The 23,570-nt window shown below is 29.0% G+C and carries 23 protein-coding genes; 4 read left to right on the top strand and 19 right to left on the bottom strand.

Going from position 1 to position 23,570, the window contains the following annotated elements; translation table 11 throughout:
• Window positions 1-95 precede the first annotated feature (95 nt).
• On the top strand, window positions 96-1,022 hold the full coding sequence (gene fba, locus ACTG47_RS02430) for a class II fructose-1,6-bisphosphate aldolase (protein WP_479925957.1): 927 nt from the start codon (window positions 96-98) through the stop codon (window positions 1,020-1,022).
• Window positions 1,023-1,129: 107 nt separating this feature from the next.
• On the opposite strand, the gene ACTG47_RS02425 is transcribed toward fba, so the two are convergent.
• From ACTG47_RS02425 to hadA, 9 genes are all read right to left on the bottom strand, one after another.
• On the bottom strand, window positions 1,130-1,582 hold the full coding sequence (locus tag ACTG47_RS02425; protein WP_479925956.1) for a hypothetical protein: 453 nt from the start codon (window positions 1,580-1,582) through the stop codon (window positions 1,130-1,132).
• Window positions 1,583-1,918: 336 nt separating this feature from the next.
• Window positions 1,919-3,550: a sigma-54 interaction domain-containing protein gene (locus ACTG47_RS02420; protein ID WP_479925955.1), complete on the bottom strand. Its 1,632-nt coding sequence runs from the start codon at window positions 3,548-3,550 to the stop codon at window positions 1,919-1,921.
• A gap of 480 nt (window positions 3,551-4,030) precedes the next feature.
• Window positions 4,031-5,068, bottom strand: coding sequence for an electron transfer flavoprotein subunit alpha/FixB family protein (locus ACTG47_RS02415; RefSeq protein ID WP_021382901.1), 1,038 nt, complete (start codon window positions 5,066-5,068; stop codon window positions 4,031-4,033).
• A gap of 18 nt (window positions 5,069-5,086) precedes the next feature.
• Window positions 5,087-5,872 carry an electron transfer flavoprotein subunit beta gene (gene etfB, locus ACTG47_RS02410; RefSeq protein ID WP_021382957.1) on the bottom strand — a complete coding sequence of 262 codons (786 nt, stop codon included), beginning with the start codon at window positions 5,870-5,872 and terminating at the stop codon, window positions 5,087-5,089.
• A gap of 32 nt (window positions 5,873-5,904) precedes the next feature.
• Entirely contained in the window at window positions 5,905-7,038 is a 1,134-nt protein-coding gene (acdB, locus tag ACTG47_RS02405) for a putative isocaproyl-CoA dehydrogenase AcdB (RefSeq protein ID WP_021382942.1), read from the bottom strand.
• 47 nt (window positions 7,039-7,085) lie between these two features.
• Complete coding sequence (gene hadC, locus ACTG47_RS02400; protein ID WP_479925954.1) at window positions 7,086-8,213, bottom strand: (R)-2-hydroxyisocaproyl-CoA dehydratase subunit beta; 1,128 nt, start codon at window positions 8,211-8,213, stop codon at window positions 7,086-7,088.
• A complete protein-coding gene (gene hadB / locus ACTG47_RS02395) occupies window positions 8,213-9,439 on the bottom strand; it encodes a (R)-2-hydroxyisocaproyl-CoA dehydratase subunit alpha (protein ID WP_169468259.1) in 1,227 nt (408 codons plus the stop codon). The genes hadC and hadB overlap by 1 nt, the downstream gene beginning before the upstream one ends.
• 14 nt (window positions 9,440-9,453) lie before the next feature.
• Complete coding sequence (gene hadI / locus ACTG47_RS02390; protein WP_021382982.1) at window positions 9,454-10,254, bottom strand: 2-hydroxyisocaproyl-CoA dehydratase activator HadI; 801 nt, start codon at window positions 10,252-10,254, stop codon at window positions 9,454-9,456.
• Between the two features lie 38 nt (window positions 10,255-10,292).
• Window positions 10,293-11,492: an isocaprenoyl-CoA:2-hydroxyisocaproate CoA-transferase HadA gene (gene hadA, locus ACTG47_RS02385; RefSeq protein ID WP_021382914.1), complete on the bottom strand. Its 1,200-nt coding sequence runs from the start codon at window positions 11,490-11,492 to the stop codon at window positions 10,293-10,295.
• A 676-nt stretch (window positions 11,493-12,168) separates the two neighbouring features.
• Here hadA and ACTG47_RS02380 point away from each other — a divergent pair.
• The 3 genes from ACTG47_RS02380 (at window position 12,169) to ACTG47_RS02370 (ending at window position 14,649) form a co-directional block, all read left to right on the top strand.
• Window positions 12,169-13,167: a D-2-hydroxyacid dehydrogenase gene (locus ACTG47_RS02380; RefSeq protein ID WP_169468254.1), complete on the top strand. Its 999-nt coding sequence runs from the start codon at window positions 12,169-12,171 to the stop codon at window positions 13,165-13,167.
• 331 nt (window positions 13,168-13,498) lie between these two features.
• Window positions 13,499-14,026, top strand: coding sequence for a TIGR04002 family protein (locus tag ACTG47_RS02375; protein WP_479925953.1), 528 nt, complete (start codon window positions 13,499-13,501; stop codon window positions 14,024-14,026).
• Window positions 14,027-14,052: 26 nt separating this feature from the next.
• The gene (locus ACTG47_RS02370; protein WP_479925952.1) at window positions 14,053-14,649 is read left to right on the top strand and encodes a TIGR04100 family radical SAM protein; all 597 of its coding nucleotides are present in this window, start codon (window positions 14,053-14,055) and stop codon (window positions 14,647-14,649) included.
• A gap of 183 nt (window positions 14,650-14,832) precedes the next feature.
• Here the strand turns inward: ACTG47_RS02370 and ACTG47_RS02365 are convergent, their stop codons facing one another.
• From ACTG47_RS02365 to ACTG47_RS02320, 10 genes are all read right to left on the bottom strand, one after another.
• Window positions 14,833-15,696 carry a GRP family sugar transporter gene (locus tag ACTG47_RS02365; RefSeq protein ID WP_169468248.1) on the bottom strand — a complete coding sequence of 288 codons (864 nt, stop codon included), beginning with the start codon at window positions 15,694-15,696 and terminating at the stop codon, window positions 14,833-14,835.
• 52 nt (window positions 15,697-15,748) lie between these two features.
• Window positions 15,749-16,684: a D-aminoacyl-tRNA deacylase gene (locus ACTG47_RS02360; RefSeq protein ID WP_479925951.1), complete on the bottom strand. Its 936-nt coding sequence runs from the start codon at window positions 16,682-16,684 to the stop codon at window positions 15,749-15,751.
• A 77-nt stretch (window positions 16,685-16,761) separates the two neighbouring features.
• Window positions 16,762-17,313: a helix-turn-helix domain-containing protein gene (locus tag ACTG47_RS02355; RefSeq protein WP_169468245.1), complete on the bottom strand. Its 552-nt coding sequence runs from the start codon at window positions 17,311-17,313 to the stop codon at window positions 16,762-16,764.
• A gap of 225 nt (window positions 17,314-17,538) precedes the next feature.
• Window positions 17,539-18,030 (bottom strand): hypothetical protein, encoded by a 492-nt coding sequence (locus tag ACTG47_RS02350; RefSeq protein ID WP_021382913.1) that lies wholly within the window; start codon window positions 18,028-18,030, stop codon window positions 17,539-17,541.
• Window positions 18,031-18,058: 28 nt separating this feature from the next.
• The gene (locus ACTG47_RS02345) at window positions 18,059-18,619 is read right to left on the bottom strand and encodes a 5' nucleotidase, NT5C type (protein ID WP_479925950.1); all 561 of its coding nucleotides are present in this window, start codon (window positions 18,617-18,619) and stop codon (window positions 18,059-18,061) included.
• 151 nt (window positions 18,620-18,770) lie between these two features.
• Window positions 18,771-19,928, bottom strand: coding sequence for a class I SAM-dependent methyltransferase (locus ACTG47_RS02340; protein ID WP_479925949.1), 1,158 nt, complete (start codon window positions 19,926-19,928; stop codon window positions 18,771-18,773).
• 36 nt (window positions 19,929-19,964) lie between these two features.
• Window positions 19,965-20,903: a hypothetical protein gene (locus tag ACTG47_RS02335; protein ID WP_479925948.1), complete on the bottom strand. Its 939-nt coding sequence runs from the start codon at window positions 20,901-20,903 to the stop codon at window positions 19,965-19,967.
• A gap of 86 nt (window positions 20,904-20,989) precedes the next feature.
• Window positions 20,990-21,682 (bottom strand): metallophosphoesterase, encoded by a 693-nt coding sequence (locus tag ACTG47_RS02330; RefSeq protein WP_479925947.1) that lies wholly within the window; start codon window positions 21,680-21,682, stop codon window positions 20,990-20,992.
• 109 nt (window positions 21,683-21,791) lie between these two features.
• Window positions 21,792-22,604, bottom strand: coding sequence for a GTP diphosphokinase (gene yjbM / locus ACTG47_RS02325; protein ID WP_054268925.1), 813 nt, complete (start codon window positions 22,602-22,604; stop codon window positions 21,792-21,794).
• Window positions 22,605-22,654: 50 nt separating this feature from the next.
• Entirely contained in the window at window positions 22,655-23,566 is a 912-nt protein-coding gene (locus ACTG47_RS02320) for an MBL fold metallo-hydrolase (RefSeq protein WP_479925946.1), read from the bottom strand.
• Window positions 23,567-23,570 lie beyond the last annotated feature (4 nt).

Here is a 23,570-nt window from a genome sequence, read left to right as displayed (position 1 = left end):
TTTATAGTTATTACAATTTACTATATACTTTTTTTGATTTAACGTTATAATATAAGTGATGGGTAAATTTTAAAAGTTAATAGGAGGAGTTTAAAATGGCATTAATTACTACAAAAGAAATGTTTAAAAAAGCTTACGAAGGTGGATTTGCTATAGGTGCATTTAACATAAGTGACTTAGAACAATTACAAGGTGTTTTAAAAGCTGCTAAAGCTAAAAATTCTTATGTTATGATACAAGCTTCTATGTCAGCTGTTAAATATGCTGGACCTCATACATTAGTTGAAATGGTTAAAGTTGCTTCTGATGAAATAGGTGTAGATGTAGCTCTTCACTTAGACCATGGTCCAAATATGGATGCTATTAAAACTTGTATTGATGCTGGTTTCTCTTCAGTTATGATAGATGGTTCTCATTTTGACTTTGAAGAAAATGTTAAAATAACTAAAGAAGCTGTTGAATATGCACACTCTAAAGGTGTTGTTGTTGAAGCAGAACTTGGTGTTTTAGCTGGAACAGAAGATGATGTTACTTCTGATGTTCACAAATATACTCAACCAGCTGAGGCTGTTGAGTTTGTTGAAAGAACTGGAGTTGATTCATTAGCAATAGCTATAGGAACTTCTCATGGTGCTTTCAAATTCAAGGGAGAAGCTAAATTAAGATTCGATATACTAGAAGAAATCCAAAGCAAATTACCAGGTTTCCCAATAGTTCTTCATGGTGCATCTGCTGTTGACCAAAATGCAGTTGCTACATGTAATGAATTTGGTGGAAATATAGCTGGAGCTAAAGGTGTGCCTGTAGAAATGTTAAGAAAAGCATCTTCTATGGCTGTTTGTAAAATAAACATGGATACTGACTTAAGACTAGCTATGACTGCTGCTATCAGAAAATTCTTAGCTGAAAATCCAAAAGAATTTGACCCAAGAAAATACATTGGTGCTGGTAGAGATGCTATACAAGCTGTAGTTGAAGGTAAAATAGATAATGTTTTAGGTTCTGCTAACTCTATAAACTAATATAACTTTTAAATATTTATAAAAGAAAAGAGATGACTTGGAATAATTAATTTTATTTATAAGCCATCTCTTTTAAGTTGTATATAGATTTTATATAAGCAAATAAATTATTTTTCTACTGTATCCTTAATTATAGTACCATCTTTAAGCCCCTTAGCTATTTCGTCTGCACTTAATTTAGCAGAAGTTTTATCAGATGTTTCTTCATTCTCTTCAATTATTTTAGCTACTTCATCTGCACTTAATTTAGTAGTAGCCTTATCAGATGTTTTTTTATTATCCTCAACTATTGTATACTCCTCAGTACCTTGTTTCTTATTTGAATCTTCCTTTTCTTTAATTATTGCATAATTATCAGTACCCTCTTTTATATCTCCATTCTTATTATCTTTTTTCACAGTATCTTTAATTATAGTACCATCTTTAAGCCCCTTAGCTATTTCTTCTACACTCATTTTTACCTTATTAGGAGTATCTGCAAATGTTTTATTTGTAAGTAATCCAAATCCTCCTAGACCAATCAATCCTGTTAATCCTAAAGCTATAAATTGTTTTTTCATAATTATTATCTCCTTTTTTATTATTTTCTAAATAATATCATAAGAATGTTTACTGAATGTTTATGTGCTAATATAAATAATTTTAAATATACTTTTACGATTAACAACTTACTCTGTAACTTATAAGAATAAATAAAATCATCCTTTCCTTACTATTCCTACAGTAACTTTAAGTCTTAAAATTCTTAGCTAATTTAATCTAAAAAAACAAAAAAATATTACTGGAATCAAAGCTTCCAGCAATATTTAATAATAAAAAACATATTTATATAATCTATGTACATTTTCCTAATAAATCATGTTTCATCAATTCTAATTACTTTACTAAACTAATGACTATACATGAATGTGCCCACTTTTTATCTTTCTATGAATAGTAGAAGGATATATACCTATAACTTCAGCAGCCTTTGTTATTGAACCATACTTATTTATAGCCTTACTTATCATTATTTGGTCTACTATTTTATATGCATCATTAAGATTCATAATTCCATTTACCACTATTGGTGATAAATCATCTGTTTCATTATCAATCATATCTAGGTTTATAAGCATATTAAATTCATCTTCTCCAATTATATTTTTAGCTGATAAAACTACAAATCTTTCAATGATGTTTTTTAATTCTCTTATATTACCTGGCCAAGAATATTCTTCCAACAATTCAATAACCTTAGGTGAAACTTCTACTTCTCTATTATACTTTTCATTGTAAAGCTTTAAGAAATAATTTACTAATGGTACTATATCTTCTTTTCTCTCTCTAAGTGGTGGTATTTTTACTGGAATAACACTCAATCTATAGTATAAATCTTGTCTAAATTTAAGGTTATTTCTAAGGTCTTCATGAGAAATATTAGTAGCACTTATATATCTAACATCTATCTTTATAGGTTTGCTACCACCTATTCTAGTAATCGTATTTTCTTGTATAACTCTAAGTAATTTTTTTTGCATCTGCATTGGTAACTCACCTATCTCATCCAAAAAGATAGTTCCACCATTTGCCTCTTCAAAAAGACCCTTTTTACCTTTTTTCTTAGCTCCAGTAAAAGAACCTTCTTCATATCCAAAAAACTCTGACTCTAATAGTTCATTTGGTATAGCTCCACAGTTTATTGCAATAAAAGGTTTTTCTCTTCTTGAACTGTACTTATATATAGTTCTTGCTATTATTTCTTTTCCTACACCAGATTCTCCATTTATAAATATAGAAGAATCTGAAGCTGCAGCTCTCTTGACAACTTTTTTTATGTTGTCCATAATCTTACTTTGACTTATATACTCTGTATCCTCTGATATATCGCTATATCTTATCTGAGATTCAAGCTTAATAACTCTTGAAATATCCCTTCCTGTAAGCACTCCTCCTGTAAGTTTTCCTTTGGAATCCCATCTTGGAACTGCTGTATAAGCAATAAGCTTTCCATCAGGGTAAACGATATTTCTATAAATCTTTTTCTTCACTTTGAGCATATTTAGTATTATTGGTTCTTCCACTAATCCTTGTCTTACAAGGTCTGTTATATTTCTACCAAGTACTTCAGTTCTTTTAAAAGGTAATATCTCATCACTAACATTATTCATCTTTTCAATTACCCCATCTTTGTTAAATACAACAACAACTTCATCTATATGTTCTATTATATCCTCAACTACTTTATCCGATATTACAGATTTCTCAAATAAATAAACTATAGTATTTTCATTATTATTATCTTTCATATTATATATATGTGCATTCATTCTTAATTCTCTGAAAGCTATTTTCTTTTTACTATCTGTCAGAATTTCTTTCTTGTCAAAGTTAGAATCTAATTCATTTATATTTTTAGGCTTTTTTATATCTAGAAAACTAAAAATACTATCTATTAGATGATTACAATATATTATTTCGCCTGATTCTTTGCATAAAATAGCTGGATTTTCTACATGTTCTATAAGCCCTATTAAATTATTATCCATTAATATTCGCACCTTTCATTGAGTAATTTATTGAACTACATACAAAATTTATTGTTTGCTTACAATAAATACCATTAGCACATACAACCAACTCCTTATAATATTTGTCTTTTTAAATAGCTTCCTTCATTAAAATGTGATTAATATATAATTTTAATGATTATAGTTTGTTAAAAATTTCATTTTGCTTTTAATTGTATTTTATCACATATTTAGTAATTATTTGTCTATTTAATACAATTTAATTAAATTTAAGGCTTATTCAAAAAAATAAAGATAATCCTTATAGAATATAACTCACATTTTGTAAGCAATATATATAAGGATTATCTAAATTATCTTGTATTATAAAATTTTATTCAAACAGACTTTTTAATAACTGACAAATACACACTAGCAACAACTTATCAAAGGGTTAATAATCATGTTACTAACTAATAAGACTTATTCAATCAGTAATATTTATATAATTTGTGTCTATTAAGCTTTTATAGCTTCTAATAAATCATCAACGCTATCTAATTTATCTATAAGCATTGGTACTATTTCATGTAAATCTCCAACTACTCCATAATCAGCGATTTCTAAAATTGGAGCTGCTGGGTTTTTGTTTATAGCAATTATGAAATCTGATGATTGCATACCTGCTAAATGTTGTATTGCTCCTGATATACCACAAGCTATGTATAGGTTTGGTTTAACAGTAGTTCCTGTTTGACCTACTTGGTGAGAATGATCTATCCATCCAGCATCTACAGCTGCACGAGAAGAACCAACTACTCCACCTAATTTGTCAGCTAATTTCTTAAGCATTTCAAATCCTTCTGGTCCACCTAATCCTAAACCACCTGATACTATAACATTTGCATCTGTAAGAGATACTAAATCTTTTTTAGTTTTAACTGTTTCTAAAACAGTAGTTCTTATATCATCTTGAGTTATTTTGTAGTCTAATGCTATAACTTCACCAGTTCTTGTTTCGTCTTGTTCAGCTTTATCCATAACACCAGGTCTAACTGTAGACATTTGAGGTCTATGGTTTGGACATATGATTGTAGCCATTATGTTTCCACCAAATGCTGGACGAGTTTGTTTTATTTTCTTATCTTCTGGGTCTATTTCTAACTTAGTACAGTCAGCTGTTAATCCAGTTCCAACTCTTGAAGCTATTCTAGGTGCTAAATCTCTACCTATATGAGTTGCTCCAAAAAGCATTATTTCTGGTTTTATTTCATCTATTGCATCTTTTATTACTTTTGTATATGCATCAGTTGTATATTTTTCTAAAAGAGCATCATCTGCAACATAAACTTTATCTGCTCCAAAAGTGATTAACTCTTTAGCTAATCCATCAACATCTTTTCCTAATAATACTGCACAAAGCTCAGCATCTACTTCTGTAGCTAATTTTCTTCCTTCTCCTAATAATTCGATAACTACTGGAGCTATTTTTCCTTCTCTTTGTTCTGCAAATATCCATACGTTTTTATAAGAACTTAAATCTTTTATATCATTCATAGTTTGTACTCCTCCAACTTATATAATGTGCTTTTGTTTTAGACCGATTATTATTTTGTTAGCTATTTCATCAGCTTTACCTTCTAAGATTTCTCCTTTTCCTCTTGGATCAGGAGTAAATGATCTAAATACTTTAGTTGGTGATGCTTTTAAACCAACCTCTTCTTTATTTACATCTAAATCATCAATTGTCCAAACTTTTACATCATGTTTATATGCTTTTACTATTTTATCAACAGACATGTATCTAGGTGCATTTAACTCTTTTACTGCTGTTAAAAGTACAGGTGTACTTACTTTTATTAATTCATATCCATCTTCTAATTGTCTTTGAACTATTATATCTTTTCCTTCTATTTTAAAGTCTTGTACATATGTAACTTGAGGAATGTCTAATTTCTCTGCAATTTGTGGTCCAACTTGTGCAGTATCTCCATCTATTGCCTGTCTTCCTGCAAATATTATGTCATAGTCTCCTACTTTAGCTATACCTGCTGCAATAGTATTTGATGTAGCCCAAGTATCAGCTCCTCCAAATGCTCTATCACTTAATAATATTGCATCATCAGCACCCATAGCTAAACACTCTCTTAGCATAAAGTCTGCTTGAGGAGGTCCCATTGTTATAACTGTTATAGTTACATCATCATGCTCATCCTTAATTTTTAAAGCTTCCTCTAATGCATTAGCATCATCTGGGTTTAATATACTTGGAACTCCATCTCTTATAAGAGTACCTGTTTCTTTATTTATTCTTACTTCGTTAGTATCTGGAACTTGTTTTACGCAAACTAATATTTTCAAAGTCTATACCTCCAATTTCATTAGATTATTTATTATTTTAATACGTTTGATGAAATTACCATTTTTTGAACTTCTGATGTTCCTTCGTATATTGATACGATTCTAGCGTCTCTGTACATTCTTTCGATTTCATAATCTTTTATGAATCCATATCCACCATGAAGTTGTAATGCTTTGTAAGCAACTTCATTTGCAACTTCCGCTGCATAGTATTTAGCCATTGCAGATTCTTGAGCAACTCTCATTCCTGCATCTCTCTTTTGTGCTGCATCGTAAACTAAACCTCTAGCTGCACAAACTTTTGTTTCCATATCAGCTATAGTAAATTGAGTATTTTGGAATTTAGCTATAGGCTTACCAAATTGAACTCTTTGTTTTGTATATTTAACAGCTTCATCTAAAGCACCTTGAGCAATTCCTAGAGCTAAGGCAGCAACACCTATTCTACCTACTTCTAAAGTACCCATTGCTATTTTAAATCCATTACCTTCTTTTCCTATAAGGTTTTCTTTTGGAACTTTAACATTTTCAAATATTAAGTCAGAAGTTTCAGTTCCTCTTATACCCATTTTATCTTCATGAGCTCCTGTTGAGAAACCATCCCATTTACTTTCTACTATAAATGCTGATGTACCTCTAAGACCTTTACTTCTATCTGTAACTGCTATTACTATAGCTATGTCGCAGAATGGTCCATTAGTTATGAAAGTTTTTCTACCATTTAAGATGTAGTGGTCTCCAACTAATTCTGCTGTTGTTTGTTGCCCACCTGCATCAGAACCAGCTCCTGGCTCAGTTAAACCAAATGCTCCTATTAATTCACCTGTTGCTAAACCTTTTAAGTATTTTTGTTTTTGCTCTTCAGTACCATTGTAAAGTATTGGTAATGTAGCAAGAGAAGAACCAGCTGTAACAAAAGTAGCTGTTGATGCACATCTTCTAGCTATTTCTTCCATTATGATAGCATAAGAAACATATCCTGCTCCCCCACCACCATACTCTTCTGGAATATTACTGCTTATAAATTTTGTTTCAGCTAACTTTTTGATTAATTCCTTAGGCATTACACCTGTTTTATCCATTTCTGCTGGTAAAGTATCTAATTCTTTACTAACAAAATCTCTTACTGCTTTTCTTAAAAGTTCTTGTTCTTTGTTATATAACATAGCTTCCTCCAATTTTCACATTTTATAGTAAATTTATTTTAATGAACTTACGCTAAACTCATCATCTCAGCAAAAGTTTGAATACGAGTTCTGGCTTGTTCATTATTCTGAGTTTGTTGGTCAATTTCAACATATAAAGTAGGTATTCCACTATCTTCTATATCTTTTTTAACTAAAGGATAATCGTATTCTTCTGGGTCACAGAACTTCATCATACAGAAGATAACACCATCTATATCTTTCTTTTTAACTTCATCTACTATAAGTGACCCACGTTTTTTCTTAGGGTCATAAGCTAATGAACATCCTTCTATGTTTGACCATTGTCTTGCTAATCTCTCTAACGCATCATCACCTGCTGGTACATCTGTTCTGAATTGTCTTGTTTCTTGAGCTAAATCATCTGCTACAACTGATATATTGTTGTCTTCTAAAATATCTAATATATCTTTAGAATCAGCTACTATACCTGTTAATAAAACTTTCTTTCCAGAACAGACTTCTTCTGGCATAGCATTTAATTTTGCTATTAATTCTTTTACTAATTCAGTGTGCTCTTCTTTTCTCATAAAGAATCCACTTTTGATTACCAAGCTTCTTACTGATGGTTTTATAGTATTAGAATGTTTATAAGCTACTTCAACAAAGTCTCTCATAGTTTTTCTATGTTCATTGTAAACTTCTATACTTTCATGAATTTTTGCTTCTTCTATTTCATAACCACATATTTCTTCAAGCTCTCTTTTTACACCTTTGTACTCACTGATTAGGTATTTTACACCAGCTTCAAGTTTTCTATTTTGTGGATGTACTAATGATATATATTTTATATGAGGTACTGCTGATTTCCAGTTTTGTCCTAGACAAATTAATGTATCACACATACCTGGTATAATAACTCCAGATAATTCATCATAAGCACCTTTTAATCCATATTCTAAACATGATTGCATTATTGAACATGCAAATGCAGGGAAATATTGTTTAGCTAAATCTAATTCTGTTTGTCCTCCCCATATACCAACTGGAAGCATTCCAGCTGCATGTATAATTTCTTCTGGGCAATAAACTGGGAAACAACCTATAGCTTTTTTACCAGTTTCATTTTTATATTTTTTTACAGCCGCATTTGGATTTTCAACTACTTCTTTCATTTTAGATAAAATAGCTTCCATTATATCTCACCTCTATTAAGTTTTTTTCTTTCTTCCATTACTTCAACTAAACCTTGAATTCTTGTTTCAAACTGAGCATTAGTAAAAGCTCTAGGGTCTGCTTGGTCACCATCAAATCCAGCATATGGTAATCCAGTTTCTTCAGCTGCTCTTCTTTGCATTTCATATTGTATTAAACTCATAAGTTTACAGCTTCTGTTCATATGATAGAATGCTCCATCACATTTACCCTCTACTAAAGAATCAACTCTATATTTTGTCATACGGTCTAAGTTTACGTTGTTAAACATAGTACTGTATGCTACTGCCATTCCATCTAAATCATTAACTTCATATTGTAATGCCCAAGCATGTGGGTAAACACTACCTGTCATGTTAACTCCAAATTTAGCTAATGTTTTCATTTTGTATCCTATATATGGCCAACAAGGTATACCTTCCATCATTATTCTGTATTTTTCTTCTCCTCTGAAAGAAGATTTACCAGTTTTCATGTTGTCCTCTAATTCTTCTATAAGTAATTTAAATGCCTCTGTAGTTTCTTTTTTACCTCTAGCACAAACTATTACAGCCATGTAAGTAAATAAGTCAAATCCATTCATTGGTGAAGGAGAAGAATCTGCTGGTAAACTCATAGAGTATTTCCATAGTCTTCCATTTTCAGCTGATACTTTCATTACTTCTTCAAACTTCTTAGGGTCAAATTTCTTTCCTGATATAATTTCTAATTGCTTTATAGCCTCTTCAAATTGAGCTTTAATATAATCAATTCTTGATTGAGTAACTTCATCTTCATTATTGAAAGTTGTATCAATCATTATTAGAGGTATATCTAATTCTCTTGAAATATTTTCATACCATTTTATAACTTGGTTACATATATTGTTACAGCAAAGTAAGAAATCTGGAGCTGGCATATCTAAAGCTTCACAGCCACCATTTTCTAAAAGACCAAAATTTGTTCTTGCATATGCACATAGGTCGATAGAATATCCTTTAGATTCAGCCATTTCACATAATTCTAAAGAACCTTTTTTAGCCGCTACCCCAGCTGCTTGATTTTCTGGATATAATACATTTAAGTCAAATACTTCTGCTAATTCTTGAGGAAATACTGATGTTGACCAACCTACAGGTCTTCCTTCTTCTTTAGCCTTAAATGCATTTGCATATTGTTCAGCTAATAAATCATTTATTACTACTCTAGCTTCTTTTTTTTCAGACATTTTCATCCCTCTTTTTATATATTTTTCACTTCTTTTTGTGATGTTTTCGCTTCATCAAAAGCGTATAACGCTGCTCCTAAAGCACCCGTTAATTGAGGTATATCAGGTACAATAATTTCTGTGTTGATTTCTCTTGCCATGGCTCTTACAATACCACTATTTCTAGCAACTCCACCAACCATAACTACATTTCTTTGTACTCCTATTCTTTTTACTAGGCTAGAAACTCTCTTTGCTACTGAAGTATGAATACCTGCCACTATATCTTCAATCTTTGCATTTTCAGATAAATGTGATATAACCTCAGACTCTGCAAATACTGTACATGTACTGCTTATTGATACTTCATTTTGAGAATTCATAGATATACTTCCGAGTTCAGATACATCAACCTCTATTATCTTTGCCATTACATCTAAAAATCTTCCTGTACCTGCAGCACACTTGTCATTCATAAGAAAGTTTAGTAGTCTTCCATTATTATCTAACTTTAATACCTTTGCATCTTGACCACCTATGTCAATAATAGTTCTTGTCTCTGGAATTATGAAGTTTACTCCCCTGGCATGACAGCTTAATTCACTTATTTGCTTATCAGCATCTGAATAATTCATTCTTCCATATCCTGTAACTACTACTTTTTCAATATCTTCTCTTGCAAGACCAGTCTTGCCATATAATTTTTCTAAAACTCTTGATGGTCCAGTAGTCCCAGTACCAGAAGATATTGTCTCATAAGCTACAATATCTTCTCCATCTTTTAAAATTACTCCCTTTGATGCAGTTGAACCTATATCTAATCCCATTGTGTACATCTTTAGCATTCTCCTTTTATTAAATCTAGAATTACTAATTAGTATCTTACAACTTTACTATCTTTGAAGCTGTTTATTTTTTCTTCATCATAGCCTAAAGATTTTAATACTTCTACAGTATGTTGACCTACTTTTGGTGCTGGTGTATAATCTTTAATTCCTTCATTTCTAAACATAACTGGAGTATTAACTAAGACACCTGTATTTCCGCTATCATATTCTTTCTTAAATAAGAAGTCATTTGCCCAAGCTTGTTCGTCGTCTAATAAGTCTTCACAGCTTTGGATTTTTTCAAATGGTAAGTCTGCTTCTTCTAATAGAGCTGACCACTCGTCTAGTGTTTTTTCTAACATAGCTTCTCCAACTATCTTAACTAAACCTTCAACATGATTAACCATTGAATCTATGTTATTGTATCTATCATCTTCTAATATATATTCTCTATTTATAACCTTACAGAATTTGCCTAACCACTTGTTGTATTGTATTAAAGCTAATTGAATCCATCTTCCATCTTTACATTTATATGTAGTCATTAATGGGCTGTTTGGATTTTCTCTTGATAAAGGCATTTCATTTCCGTATTGTGCTGTTGTTATCATTGTTCCCATTCCATATATAGCTGTATGGAAAAGACTTACTGTTACTCTCTCACCTTTACCAGTTTGACCTTTTTTATGTAATGCTGCTAAACTTCCTGCTGCTAATGCTAGACCTGCATAGTGGTCACCAAATCCTGCTGCTGTATTTGCTGGAGATGTTCCTTTTTCCATAACAGATTGACTAACTCCTCCTCTTGCGAAGTATGCAGTGTAGTCAAATCCTGGTTTATCTTTTAAAGGTCCTTTTTCACCATAGCCTAATATTTGAGAGAATATTAATCCTGGATATTTATCTTTTATTTGGTCATAAGCTATACCCATTTTTTCTAATGCTTGAACTCTAACATTAGTTACAAATATGTCTGCTTCTGATAATAATTTATGTAATATTTCTACTCCTTCTTTTGATTTTACATTAATACTTACACCCTTTTTATTTCCATTTTCTAATTCAAACATAGGGTTTTCATCATCTGATGCTGGAGATTTAAATGTTCCACCCATAACTCTTATTCCATCACCTTCTATAGGCTCAATCTTAATAACCTCTGCACCCCAGTCACCTAACATTTTTGCACAACATGGTGCTGCGATGAAACTTGAAAGTTCTACTACTTTAACTCCTTCTAAAAGCATAACGTTTTCCTCCTTAATAGTATCAATTATAAAATTTCGATTAAATCACTCATGGAATACCTTTTTTTGATATTAACTATTTGATGTCAAAGTTCCTAATCTTATCTAAAATAACTTAAAAATTATTAAAATTATTTTTTATTGTTTTATTGTCTTACACCTATATTGTTAAGCATTTATCGTGCCAACTTTATATTTAAGCAAAATATCGCTTGATTTGAATGTTTTTTAACAATATACAATTTAATTATTATTTCCATATCGTGGCATTATGCAACTCTCCCTTGCATTTTGCTATTTTTTCTATGCGTATAAAAGTTTTTTTTATATATTTTTTTGTGAAAAAGCTTGACATTTCAAAAAAAGTTTTCATTGCTAAACTCAAAAACACATGTTATCATTGTAATTAATCAGCAAGTTAGTTAACTAATTTCAAACTTAGATAAATTTTTAATAATATTTTATCTAAAAAATAACAATTTCTTTGATAAATTTTTAAAGCAATTATTACATTAAATAAAAAATAACTAAATATCAAAATATGACAGGGAAAACAATTTCAAAACTAAATTTTTAACCTTAAAAATTTTGTATAAAAAACATAGCCTTATATGTTACATATTATTTCTAAATGAAAAATCACCATATAATTTAATAATTACAGGAGGGTATTGATATGAAAATACTAGTATTTGGAGCACGCGATTATGAAGAACCAGTAATAAAACAATGGTCTGAAGAGCATCAGGATGTTCAAGTGGATATTTATCCTGAAAACATGACTGAAGAAAATGTGGTTAAAGCTAAAGGGTATGATGGTATATCTATACAACAAACTAACTATATAGATAACCCTTATATTTATGAGACTTTAAAAGATGCTGGAGTTAAAGTTATAGCTTCAAGAACTGCAGGAATGGATATGATACATTTTGGTTTAGTTAATGAAAATGGGCTTATTGTTACTAATGTTCCTTCTTATTCACCTAATGCAATAGCTGAATTAGCTGTTACTCAAGCTATGAACCTTTTAAGAAAAACTCCTTTAGTAAAGAAAAAAGTCTGTGAAGGTGACTATCGTTGGATAGCTGAACTTCTTGGAACAGAAGTTAGATCTATTACAGTAGGTGTTATAGGTACTGGAAAAATAGGTGCTACTTCTGCAAAACTATTCAAAGGCTTAGGGGCTAACGTAATTGCATTTGACCAATATCCAAATAATGATTTAAATGATATATTAACTTACAAAGATACTTTAGAAGACCTTTTAAAAGAAGCTGACCTTATAACATTACATACTCCTTTACTTGAAGGAACAAAACATATGATAAACAAAGATACTCTAGCTATAATGAAGGATGGAGCTTATATAGTAAACACTGGTCGTGGTGGTTTAATTAAGACAGGGGACTTAATAGACGCACTAGAATCAGGAAAAATCAGAGCTGCTGCCCTTGATACATTTGAAACAGAAGGATTATTCTTAAATAAAAAGATGAATCCAGGTGAATTAACTGACCCAGAAATAAACAAACTTCTTTCTATGGAACAAGTTATATTCACTCATCACCTTGGCTTCTTCACTAGTACAGCGATAGAAAATATAGTTTATTCTAGTTTAAGTAGTGCTGTAGAAGTTATAGAAACAGGAACTGCTACTAACAGAGTAAATTAGTATTTTATAAATATATTTTTTTATTAATTAGCTATTATCTAACAAAATAGCCTTTAATTTCCCAAATATAAGAGAGTCTACACAATAGACTCTCTTATATTATTTTTTATATCTAATTTATTCACTTCTAATACATCAAATATTATATTTATACTTATTCTACTTTGACTACTATTCTATTCCTTTTTTCTTATATACATTTGAATGGGTACAATCTGTATTTTACAAAAAAAACACTAAACAAACTATGAAAATTGTATGATTAATATTAATATATGTATAAGAAAACATTACAATTATGCTAATTTTAGATTTCTAGGGAGGGAGTATATTGGAAAAAATGAATAAAGTTACTTCTAAAAAAACGACCTATATTGTTACTTCTGCGTTATTTGCATCCATAATATGTCTGACAATAGCGTATATACTACATATCCCAGTTGGTGGAAATAATGGATATGTTCATATAGGAGATGCTTTTATTTATCTAGCTGCAACCATTTTACCAACAAACTATGCTATAGCCGCCTCTGCAATAGGTGCTGGTCTAGCTGACTTATCTACAGGTGCTGCTATTTGGGTAATACCAACTATAATCATAAAGCCAATACTTGTATTATTTTTCACTTCTAAAAGTGACAAGATAATAAATAAAAGAAATATAGTTGCTTCGATTGTCGCAGGTATAATAGGGTTAGCTTTATATATGTTTGCTGAAGGAATAATCATAGGAAGCTTTACAAGTGCATTTGTGATGAGCTTACTTGGTTTATTACAGCCAATAGGAAGTTTTATTGTCTTTATAATTTTAGGTATAGCACTTGATAAGCTTGATTTTAAAAAACGTTATTTTAATTAAGAATTTAAATTTATGGAGGGAAAATTATGAATATCTTATATACAATTGAAAATAGTATCTATGTAAATATAACTAATACATGTCCATGTAGTTGCGTTTTTTGCATAAGAAATGAAAAAGATGAAGTGGCAAATAGCGGTAGTTTATGGTTGGAACATGAACCAAGTATAGATGAAATAAAAGAAGCCTTCAACAAATACAATTTAGACAACTACGATGAAATTGTATTCTGCGGATACGGTGAACCATTAATGAGAATAAATGAGCTAACAGAAGTTGCTAAGTTTATAAAGGAAAAAAGCAATATAAAGACAAGAATAAATACAAATGGTCTAAGTGATTTAATACATGATAAAAAAACAGCTATTCTATTAAAAGATGTTATCGATGCAGTATCAATAAGTCTTAATGCTCCAAATAAAGAAGCGTACAATAGAGTTACACAGCCAAAGTTTGGAGAAAAAGCATTTGATTATATGTTAGATTTCGCAAGAGATTGTAAAAAATATATAAAAGAGGTGGCTTTTTCAGTAGTAGATGAAATATCTCCAGAGGAAATAGAAGAATCTAAGCAATTAGCAAAAAAACTTGATATACCATTAAGAGTTAGACATAAGAACTAATAATTGTTAGATTCATGTTATAACTCAAATATAAAAATCAATATAACAAAAATAGGGAATATAAACGAATTTATCTAAATAAATATGTTTGTATTCCCTATTTATTAACTATGTATTAGATATTTATTAAACTGATTTTAATTATTATACTTCTTTATTACTTATTTTTAATTAATATAACGATTAAAGTAACAATAGCCATCCACCAATTAGTATTAAAATCGAACCTGGTATTTTTTCTTTTATATTTTCTTTGAACATAAAATGAGCAAGTATCAAAGTTATTATCATAGATACCTGAGAAAATGGTTCAGCTATACTAAGTTCCAGATTATTTAAAGCGATTAATAATGCTAAATAAGAATATCCATTAATAGCACCACTTACAATTGATAGACCTTTTTTATTCCTAAAAATCTCATAAATTATCTTTTGTTTCTTTTTAAATGCTAAAAATACAAATAGATTTAATCCTACAAAGAAATAAAGTATAGTCGAATATAGTATAGGAGATACTTGCACAAAAAACGCCTTATCCAATACTCTCCCTACTGATTGTAAAAATATGTACAAAAACATCAATCTGCATGGCAAGTTATTAAAAATTACAGATACATTTTTTAAAAAAGAACTTACTTTTTTTAATATGAATACTCCACCAATCATAATTATAATTCCTGCGACTTTTGCTAAACTTAAACCTTCACCTAAAAATATAACTGATAAAAGTAATAGAAACAAAGAATTTAGACTATTTATTGGAGTCACAAGTGAAACTTCACCAGTTGCTAAAGATGTTACATATGCCACTGAGCCAATTGAATAAACTAAACTACTTATATAACACGGTATTAAAAAAGACCAATCACTAACTCTATCCATTATACTAAATGGAAGTAAACATACTCCTCCAATAAAGAAAAATAAAAATGATGATGCTATATTTTTATAAATATCTCCTTCTTCATCACCTAATAACCTTACAACTACTCTTTCAAAAGCTAATAGCACTACTCTAATTAATAATGCAAAATAAGATAATATCATTTTTGACCTCACTTAAAAATTAATCTGACTTATTATTATATTGATTGCATAACTACCATATAGGCAAATCTTTTGGATTTTTTAATATTTTATGTTTAAATACAGGTACATTAAGCTTTTCACCTAATTTACGGCATTGCTCTTTATAAGTACCTTTTAATTTATCGTGAAAAACTATCCCATCAATCCCACCTTCAATACTATTTACACACTTTTCTAATTTCTCAAATCCAAATTCATCATCATACATCCCACTTACAATCCACTGATTTGGCAATACATGTCCAATTGATATGTTGTATTCTTTATTTTTTATAATATCTGCAAAAGATTTTTCAAAATGAATCCCTCCAACACATAATAAGGTTTTTAAAGGTTCATCATTATCAAATACTCTAACTAGTGATTTTGCTAATACTTGTATTGCTATCTTATTATTAAAACTATCACTACTACTTCCTATCTCTATGTCTAACATAGGTACAGAATATTCTGTAATTAATCCAGCTTCTTCACCATATGTTGTACCAGACCAATGAGTTGCTTCTGTTAATGTGGTGAATTCATCAAGTAAATTTTCATTTTTTATATCTTCAATTGCATTAATTAGGTTTTTAAAGTATCTTGGATTTGAATTTCCAAACACTCCTGTTGGTACATCTCCAATTGTATGAGCTGTTAAAATCTGCTCTGGAGCATTTTCTCCTTCATGCCAATTTACAACTCCTGCGAAATCATAATCTTTGAAATATCTATTTAAAATTGGCAAATAATATTTATAGTCATGACTTATTACATCTTTTGTCTTTACAAACTGAAATAAATTATTGTTTTTATCTATAAATTCTAATGCAAAACTTTCATCAATGACAATATCACTTTGCTTTAAATCCATTATTTCCTCACAACACTTAATCACACTATTTGCCACTGGGTCTTTCTTTAAATCATTACAAAAGAAAAATACACCTTTTTTGTTAATCATCATAAATCACACTCCCATTACTTAAATACAACCTCATACTTAAAATCATCTAAATCTAATTATATACTTCACCAAATTATTTATACATAATATACTACCATGCTCATTTTAGCTATACCCTTACCTGAGTTTCTATATATATGTGATACATCTGCTTTAAATCTTATAGAGTTACCACTACACACAGTATAATCTTCTCCATTTATTTTAATTGTTACCTCACCACTAAAAACAGTTATAAACTCTTGTGTCCCTGGAAGTTCAGCATTTGAATCTAAATTTCCACCCTCTTCTATTTCAATCATAAATATTTCAAATCTTCTTTTAGAATCAAATGGAAATATTGGATAACTTACATATTTTCCATCATCTTCAATGAAGTGGTCTACATCACTTTTTTTAACTAATTCTATATCACTTTCCTGTCTCTCCATTAATGATGTAAATGAGATTTTTAGTCCATTAGTTATTTTCTTTAAAGTAGATATAGTAGGATTTACCTCACATTTCTCAATTTGGGACAACATACTTTTACTTACTCCACTAAGTTGAGCAATCTTATCTAAACTAAGATGTTTCTCTTTCCTTATTTTTTTTAAATTTTCTGAAATTATTTCGTTTAGACTTTGCATAAATTCTCCTCCTAATATACTCAGCTAAAAATAAATCGTTTACTTGTTTAATGGATTTAGTAACTCAGTTTGATTTTATCCATTATATTGTACATTATGTTTAATATACATTACTTTTTTAATAATGTAAATAGTTTTCTGAAATTTTGTAAAAAGGTACAAATAAAAAACTAGTAACCTAATGTTTTTACAGGTTACTAGTTCTTAATATCATACGATTCAATTTTAACTATAAAATTTAGATGCACCTATAAGCTGCCTTTTAGAAACAATCTTAGCTAGGTTTGCTAATGAAGAAATTTTTATATCTTTAAAAGAAACTAAAAATACAAACTTAAAATCGGTAAATTCTTGATTTATGTTGTATATATCAAAATAACATCTCAAATTATCAAATAAGTAATTTTCTTGCAAATCTGCTTCTATCTCATCAGTAGCATCTTTTAAATAAGCTCTTACATCTTCAAATAAAACATTGAAATAAGACTCATCTATTTCTTCACCCAATTCTTCTAATATTTCTTCTATATCTAAATCATCCATATCAAAAGAATTTCCTGTCAACTGACAATCAAATACCAATATGTTTTCTTGATTTATAGTATTTGATATATCTTGTACATATTCAAAGTCTGGACGCAATTCTAAAATATCTTTTACTTCACTGCTCTTTACATGAATCTTTCCTTTTCTATTTTCAAGTTTTAAATCTATCATATGCTCCCCCTTTCGATTTACAAATCTTTTAAACGCTTTGTTTTATAATTTTTTCAATATCTATCCAATTATTAACCCTAACTATATTTTGATGTCTAACATCTTTATTATAGTTAGTGTCCAGAAGTATTACTTTAACTCCAGCATCAGCTAGTTGTACTGAGTTTAAAGGATTATCTTCTATAAATACATCACAACTCAGCTCTCTTGCCTTTTCAACTTTATAATCGCTTCCTAATAAGTAAACATCTATATCTGAAAATCCTTGTCTTGATAACCAGTTTTTAGTTACATCAGTTAAACACTCATGTCTGGCTGTCACAAAAGATAAATTATGTCCTTTAGATAATGTGCCAATTACCTCAATAGCACCATCCACAATCATTGCTTCATCATAGGAATGTATATACTTATTGTTAAATTCTGCATATACATCTCTTATTCCTGAACCATATAATTCTTCCCAATTATGTGTTATACACTCTGCTTCAGTTATATTTTTATTAAAAATATCATTTAGGTATGGAAGAAAATGATAAGGGCTTGTTATTGTTCCATCTATATCAATACATATATTCAATTTGTTCATTTTTACCTCCATGTAACGTTTATTAATTTGGTTAATCAAATATTATAGCACAGCTTTAATTATAAATCAAAACTCTAGATATGACTATACCTATATAATACCAAAAAGCTTGCATATTTAAGCAAGCTTTTCGTAAATTTTACATTTTTAGTTAATATATAAGTTTTTCTAAAGTTGGTTCAACTCCAAATTGAGCCTTAAGCTCTCTATATTCTTTTAATGCTTTGTCATTATTTGTTTTAGTTTTTATTGCTCTTATCATTAAATTTTTTGGTGTATCCAGTGGAGATATGTATTCTACTACAGAAGTATCATATCCATTGCCTTCTAATAACAGTGTTCTTAAACCATCAGTTATTAAATCTGCAAATCTAGCTTTAAATACTCCATGTTTTAATATTGGTTCCATAGCTTCATATTTATATTGCCCTAATAACTCCTTATGACAACATGGTACTACTACTATGGCTTCAGATTTTGCTCTAATTCCTAGACCTACTGCCATATCCGTTGCTGTATCACAAGCATGTAAACTTATCACAAGGTCTACATCTCTATTTGGTGTATAATTAGTCAAGTCTTCTTTTATAAATGACATATTTTTATATCCTAAGTTTTTAGCCATATTTCTTGATGCTTCTATAACTACATCTGAATAATCTATACCTATAAAATAACAGTTTTTCTTTAATACTTCTTTTATATAAAAGTTTAAAACAAAACTTAGATAGGATTTTCCGCAAGCACAATCCAAGATTGTTATACAGTCTTTATCCTGTATTTCTTTTAAAATACCATCTATCAATTCCACAAAATGGTCTATCTGATTGTACTTTCTTATTTTATCATTTTTTATCTTACCATCTTTTGTAAGTACTCCAATTTCTTTTAAAAGTGCATTTGCTTGTCCTACTTTTACATAATAATCTCTGTTTTTTATTTGAGATGCTGTAAATTCATCTATTTTAGGTACTTCTTCTATGTTGTCTAAATACTTTACATTTACCTTCTTATTATCACCTTCAACTACAACGATAGTTCCTCTCTCAATATATTTAAATACTAAACTATCATAGTTCTCTGCTTCTTTAGAAATATTCTTAAGCAATTCATTAAATGTATATAAATCTGATTTTCCTTTAAAATTAAATTTATACTTATTATCTTCCTCTATTGCCACTCCTTTAAATTCTTTTCTTCCAGATTTAAAAATCACTTCTAACTCAATAAAAAAATCCTTATTATCAAGGTTTCTTTGAGTAATCCCCATAAAAAACATATTTAGTTTTCCAATACTCTGCTTATTCATCTTAATCTCCCTTTTAACTTATATCCTTAATTCTTATTAATCAATACTATTTATTTCTGCTTTATTTATTTCTTCTTTTAAATCATTCAATCTATTTTTAAAACTTTCTATCTGCTTATCTGACAAGTCAAGATACTCAGTTATTTTCCCTATATATTTAGGACTTTTAGTATTTATTAACTTTAAAGCACTTTCCATAGATTTTTCTCTAAGTTCATATGCTTTCTTTACATCATCTCTAGCATTACTCAATGTTTCTGTATACTCTTCCTTAGAAAGTTCCGGAATCTGCATATTTTTATACTCTTTTACAACTTCTTTACACTTATTTCTAGCATTTGTAACATCTTTTTTTATACTAGACAATTTAGTTATATTTTTTGCTATATCCTTAGTGTAAGGTATACATTCTCTCATTGGAACTAAAGCTACTCTTTCTATATTATAAATTTCTTTCTTAAAAATTCCTATACTTTCTATATCTATTTTTTTTATATCTTCATTATTTTTTTCTTTATTCGTTTGATTACTACTTTCTTTCGTTGTATTTTCTTGCCCTTCTGATTTATCATTTTTTGAAATATTATTCTCTGAATCACTATTTTCTTTTAAATTCGTATTATCTTCATTACTTTCCTTATTTTGTTCATTTTTATCTTGTTGAATATCTAATTCTTTGTTATTTGATGATTCTTCATTCTTTGTCTTGTTTTGTTTTAAATCAGTACTTTCTTTCTCGTTAAAATTTGATACATACTTTTCATCATATGTCTCATCAGAAATATAATTGTGATAATACATAGATTCTTTTATCTTATTAAGTCCACTCATATAAATATTACTTATCATTATTGTTGTAGCTAATACCACATAAATACTACTGTAGATACAAGACCTCTTAAAATTCTTGTAATTTCTGAATATCACTACTAAAGGAATAAGATATAAAAATATAAAAACTAATATCCACCTCATAAGTCGTGTCTCCTTTCTCAAAACCGAAATCCCTCAAATATTTATTTTTAATCATGTATCTTATAGTATTTACCAATTTATGTTTTTTAATCGTTAACTTTTATTAAATTAAATTCTGTATAGTCACAGGATGCTAATATATATTCTACTCCATTTCGAATTCCCTTTAATCCCATTTTAAAAGATTCTTTACCATGTAAATGACCATAAATCACTTTCTCTACATTATATTCTTCAAATAGCTTTGTAAATAAAGATTCTTCTAATTTATCATTTGTAGGAGGATAATGAGTAATCACAATTATTTTTGAGTGACCTCTTTTACGAGCAGACTCTAATGATAATCTTATTCTATTTTCTTCCCTCTTATAAACTTTCTCATCAGTCTCATCAAATTTGACATCATTAGGGCATATCCAACCCCTACCTCCACAAATTGCATAATCTTTATATTCATAGAAATTCGTCTGAATAAAACTCATGTTTTCATATAATTTATTTAAACTTGTAACAGTTGTCCACCAATAATCATGGTTTCCCTTTATAAGTATCTTCTGTCCTGGAAGTTCGCTTATTATATCTAAATCTTTTTTAGCTTCTGATAAATTAATTCCCCAAGACGTATCTCCTAATACTAAGACTAAATCTTCTTCTTTAACTACTTCTCTCCAATTATCTATAATCTTCTTTTCATGACCATCCCAATTACTTCCAAAAATATTCATTGGCTTATTGACTGATGTTGAAAAATGTAAATCACCTATAGCATATAGACTCATAATATCATTCCTTTCTTGATTACACTAAATAGGCTGTCTCTTTTTAGAAATTATTTTCCATTAAGAGGCAGCCCCATTAATATTTAGCAAATTTTCTATAAGTAGCTTTTTATTGAACTACTTTATCATCTACCTTGGTATTTTTATATTGCTCTAGTAATATATCTATTTCTTGTTTTAATTCCAATATCTCGGTTATATTTTTATCTGTTTCAGTTCTATCCAATTTTCTTTGATACTGCATAGCTTTGTGTGTATCACCCAAGTCATATAATTCTTGTATTCTATTTAGAGTATCTCTAATAGCTATAGACTTCATTTGATACATAGCCTGAGCTTTCATTATGTCCTCTCTTATTTCGCTCATTTCTTGGTCTAAAAGAAACGCAGCATCAGATGCCCTTCTAAGTCTTTCAGCTAGAGTCTCAGGTATGTAATGGTCATATTTATATTTTAATGAATGTTCTATTGTAGCCCAGAAATTCATTGCAAGAGTTCTTATTTGTATTTCACATATAATTTCCTTTGAACCCGCAATTGAGTTTATAGGGTATTTTATTATAACATGATAGCTTCTATAACCACTATCTTTGTAATTTGTAATATAATCTTTTTCTCCTATTATAGTCATATCATTTCTTACTTTTATCAAATCAACTATAGCATATATATCCTCAACAAACTGGCACATTATTCTTATACCAGCAATATCATCTATTTCAGTTTCTATATCTTTTGCATTTATCCTCTTTAATTTAGATATTATGGAAGATATTTTTTTTGTTCTGCCTGTAACAAACTCTATGGGAGAATATTCACCTTTTGCTAAATATTCTTTTCTTATATTTTTAAATTTTATTTTCAATTCTTCTACTGCATGTTCATAAGGCGCTAGTATTTCATTCCATTTTTCGTATTCCATATTGCTCACCCTTTATTTGTTTTTTATGACCTTCTTTATTTTATCATAATTTATTTTGTTTTTGTATAGTAAAGCAATTCCCCATTCTCCAATATATATCCTATTTCTCCTAAATCAACTAAGTAACTTATAACAGATACTAATGAAGATTTAAAAAAATGATACTCTTTATAATTATTGCTTAAATTATTGTTATTTATAATGTTTTTTAATAAAATTTCTAAAGATTTAGGCTCTTCAAGTAATTTCCTTATTTGATATAAATATTTTTTTAGAGCATTTAAATGTTTTTCGATTAATTCATGAGAATCTTCCTTTGATATTACTTGTTTACCATGACCTAAAACTAAGTATTCAAAATCTATATTTTTTAATTTCTCTAATGAATTTATTTGTTCTTGTATATCATATAAAAACAAGAAATCATATTTTGATAGAATTTCATGTCCTATCAATAAATCTCCAACAAAAATCACCTTATCCTTTGTCAAAACAGCTATACTTCCAGGTGTATGACCTTGAAATTCAATTATATCAAACATTTCATTGTTTAATTCAAGCCTGCCAGCTTCTATAGATTTATCTATTTTTATATCATCCAACAGTTTATTTTTTAAAATATTATCCATAAATATATTGCTCTTTCCCCCGACAATATACTTTGAAAATAGTTCTGGATTTTCTATATATAATTTATCGTATTTAGATGACATTATACACACATCTTTATAATACGCTTTAAATTGGTTACATGCTCCATAGTGGTCATCATGACCATGAGTATTTATAATATATTTAACTTGTATTTCATTTTCATCTAAAACTTTATTTACTCTCCTAGGTCTTGAACCACATAATCCTGGGTCTATCATAAGTGCTGTATTATCTTCAAATACATATATTCCTGTATTCGTGCCACCTTTTATAAAAAAGGTATTTCCTTTTACTTTTGTAAGATTCACCTTC

It is taken from the genome of Clostridioides sp. LIBA-6622, from assembly GCF_056716095.1.
This window is presented reverse-complemented; position numbering and strand designations above follow the sequence as displayed.

Bases quoted from the DNA above. Each gene is read 5' to 3' on its own strand.
- fba (WP_479925957.1), top strand. From the start codon at position 96: ATGGCATTAATTACTACAAAAGAAATGTTTAAAAAAGCTTACGAAGGT.
- ACTG47_RS02425 (WP_479925956.1), bottom strand. From the start codon at position 1,582: ATGAAAAAACAATTTATAGCTTTAGGATTAACAGGATTGATTGGTCTA.
- ACTG47_RS02420 (WP_479925955.1), bottom strand. From the start codon at position 3,550: ATGGATAATAATTTAATAGGGCTTATAGAACATGTAGAAAATCCAGCT.
- ACTG47_RS02415 (WP_021382901.1), bottom strand. From the start codon at position 5,068: ATGAATGATATAAAAGATTTAAGTTCTTATAAAAACGTATGGATATTT.
- acdB (WP_021382942.1), bottom strand. From the start codon at position 7,038: ATGTTATATAACAAAGAACAAGAACTTTTAAGAAAAGCAGTAAGAGAT.
- hadC (WP_479925954.1), bottom strand. From the start codon at position 8,213: ATGGAAGCTATTTTATCTAAAATGAAAGAAGTAGTTGAAAATCCAAAT.
- hadB (WP_169468259.1), bottom strand. From the start codon at position 9,439: ATGTCTGAAAAAAAAGAAGCTAGAGTAGTAATAAATGATTTATTAGCT.
- hadI (WP_021382982.1), bottom strand. From the start codon at position 10,254: ATGTACACAATGGGATTAGATATAGGTTCAACTGCATCAAAGGGAGTA.
- hadA (WP_021382914.1), bottom strand. From the start codon at position 11,492: ATGCTTTTAGAAGGAGTTAAAGTAGTAGAACTTTCAAGTTTCATCGCA.
- ACTG47_RS02380 (WP_169468254.1), top strand. From the start codon at position 12,169: ATGAAAATACTAGTATTTGGAGCACGCGATTATGAAGAACCAGTAATA.
- ACTG47_RS02370 (WP_479925952.1), top strand. From the start codon at position 14,053: ATGAATATCTTATATACAATTGAAAATAGTATCTATGTAAATATAACT.
- ACTG47_RS02365 (WP_169468248.1), bottom strand. From the start codon at position 15,696: ATGATATTATCTTATTTTGCATTATTAATTAGAGTAGTGCTATTAGCT.
- ACTG47_RS02360 (WP_479925951.1), bottom strand. From the start codon at position 16,684: ATGATGATTAACAAAAAAGGTGTATTTTTCTTTTGTAATGATTTAAAG.
- ACTG47_RS02355 (WP_169468245.1), bottom strand. From the start codon at position 17,313: ATGCAAAGTCTAAACGAAATAATTTCAGAAAATTTAAAAAAAATAAGG.
- ACTG47_RS02350 (WP_021382913.1), bottom strand. From the start codon at position 18,030: ATGATAGATTTAAAACTTGAAAATAGAAAAGGAAAGATTCATGTAAAG.
- ACTG47_RS02345 (WP_479925950.1), bottom strand. From the start codon at position 18,619: ATGAACAAATTGAATATATGTATTGATATAGATGGAACAATAACAAGC.
- ACTG47_RS02340 (WP_479925949.1), bottom strand. From the start codon at position 19,928: ATGAATAAGCAGAGTATTGGAAAACTAAATATGTTTTTTATGGGGATT.
- ACTG47_RS02335 (WP_479925948.1), bottom strand. From the start codon at position 20,903: ATGAGGTGGATATTAGTTTTTATATTTTTATATCTTATTCCTTTAGTA.
- ACTG47_RS02330 (WP_479925947.1), bottom strand. From the start codon at position 21,682: ATGAGTCTATATGCTATAGGTGATTTACATTTTTCAACATCAGTCAAT.
- yjbM (WP_054268925.1), bottom strand. From the start codon at position 22,604: ATGGAATACGAAAAATGGAATGAAATACTAGCGCCTTATGAACATGCA.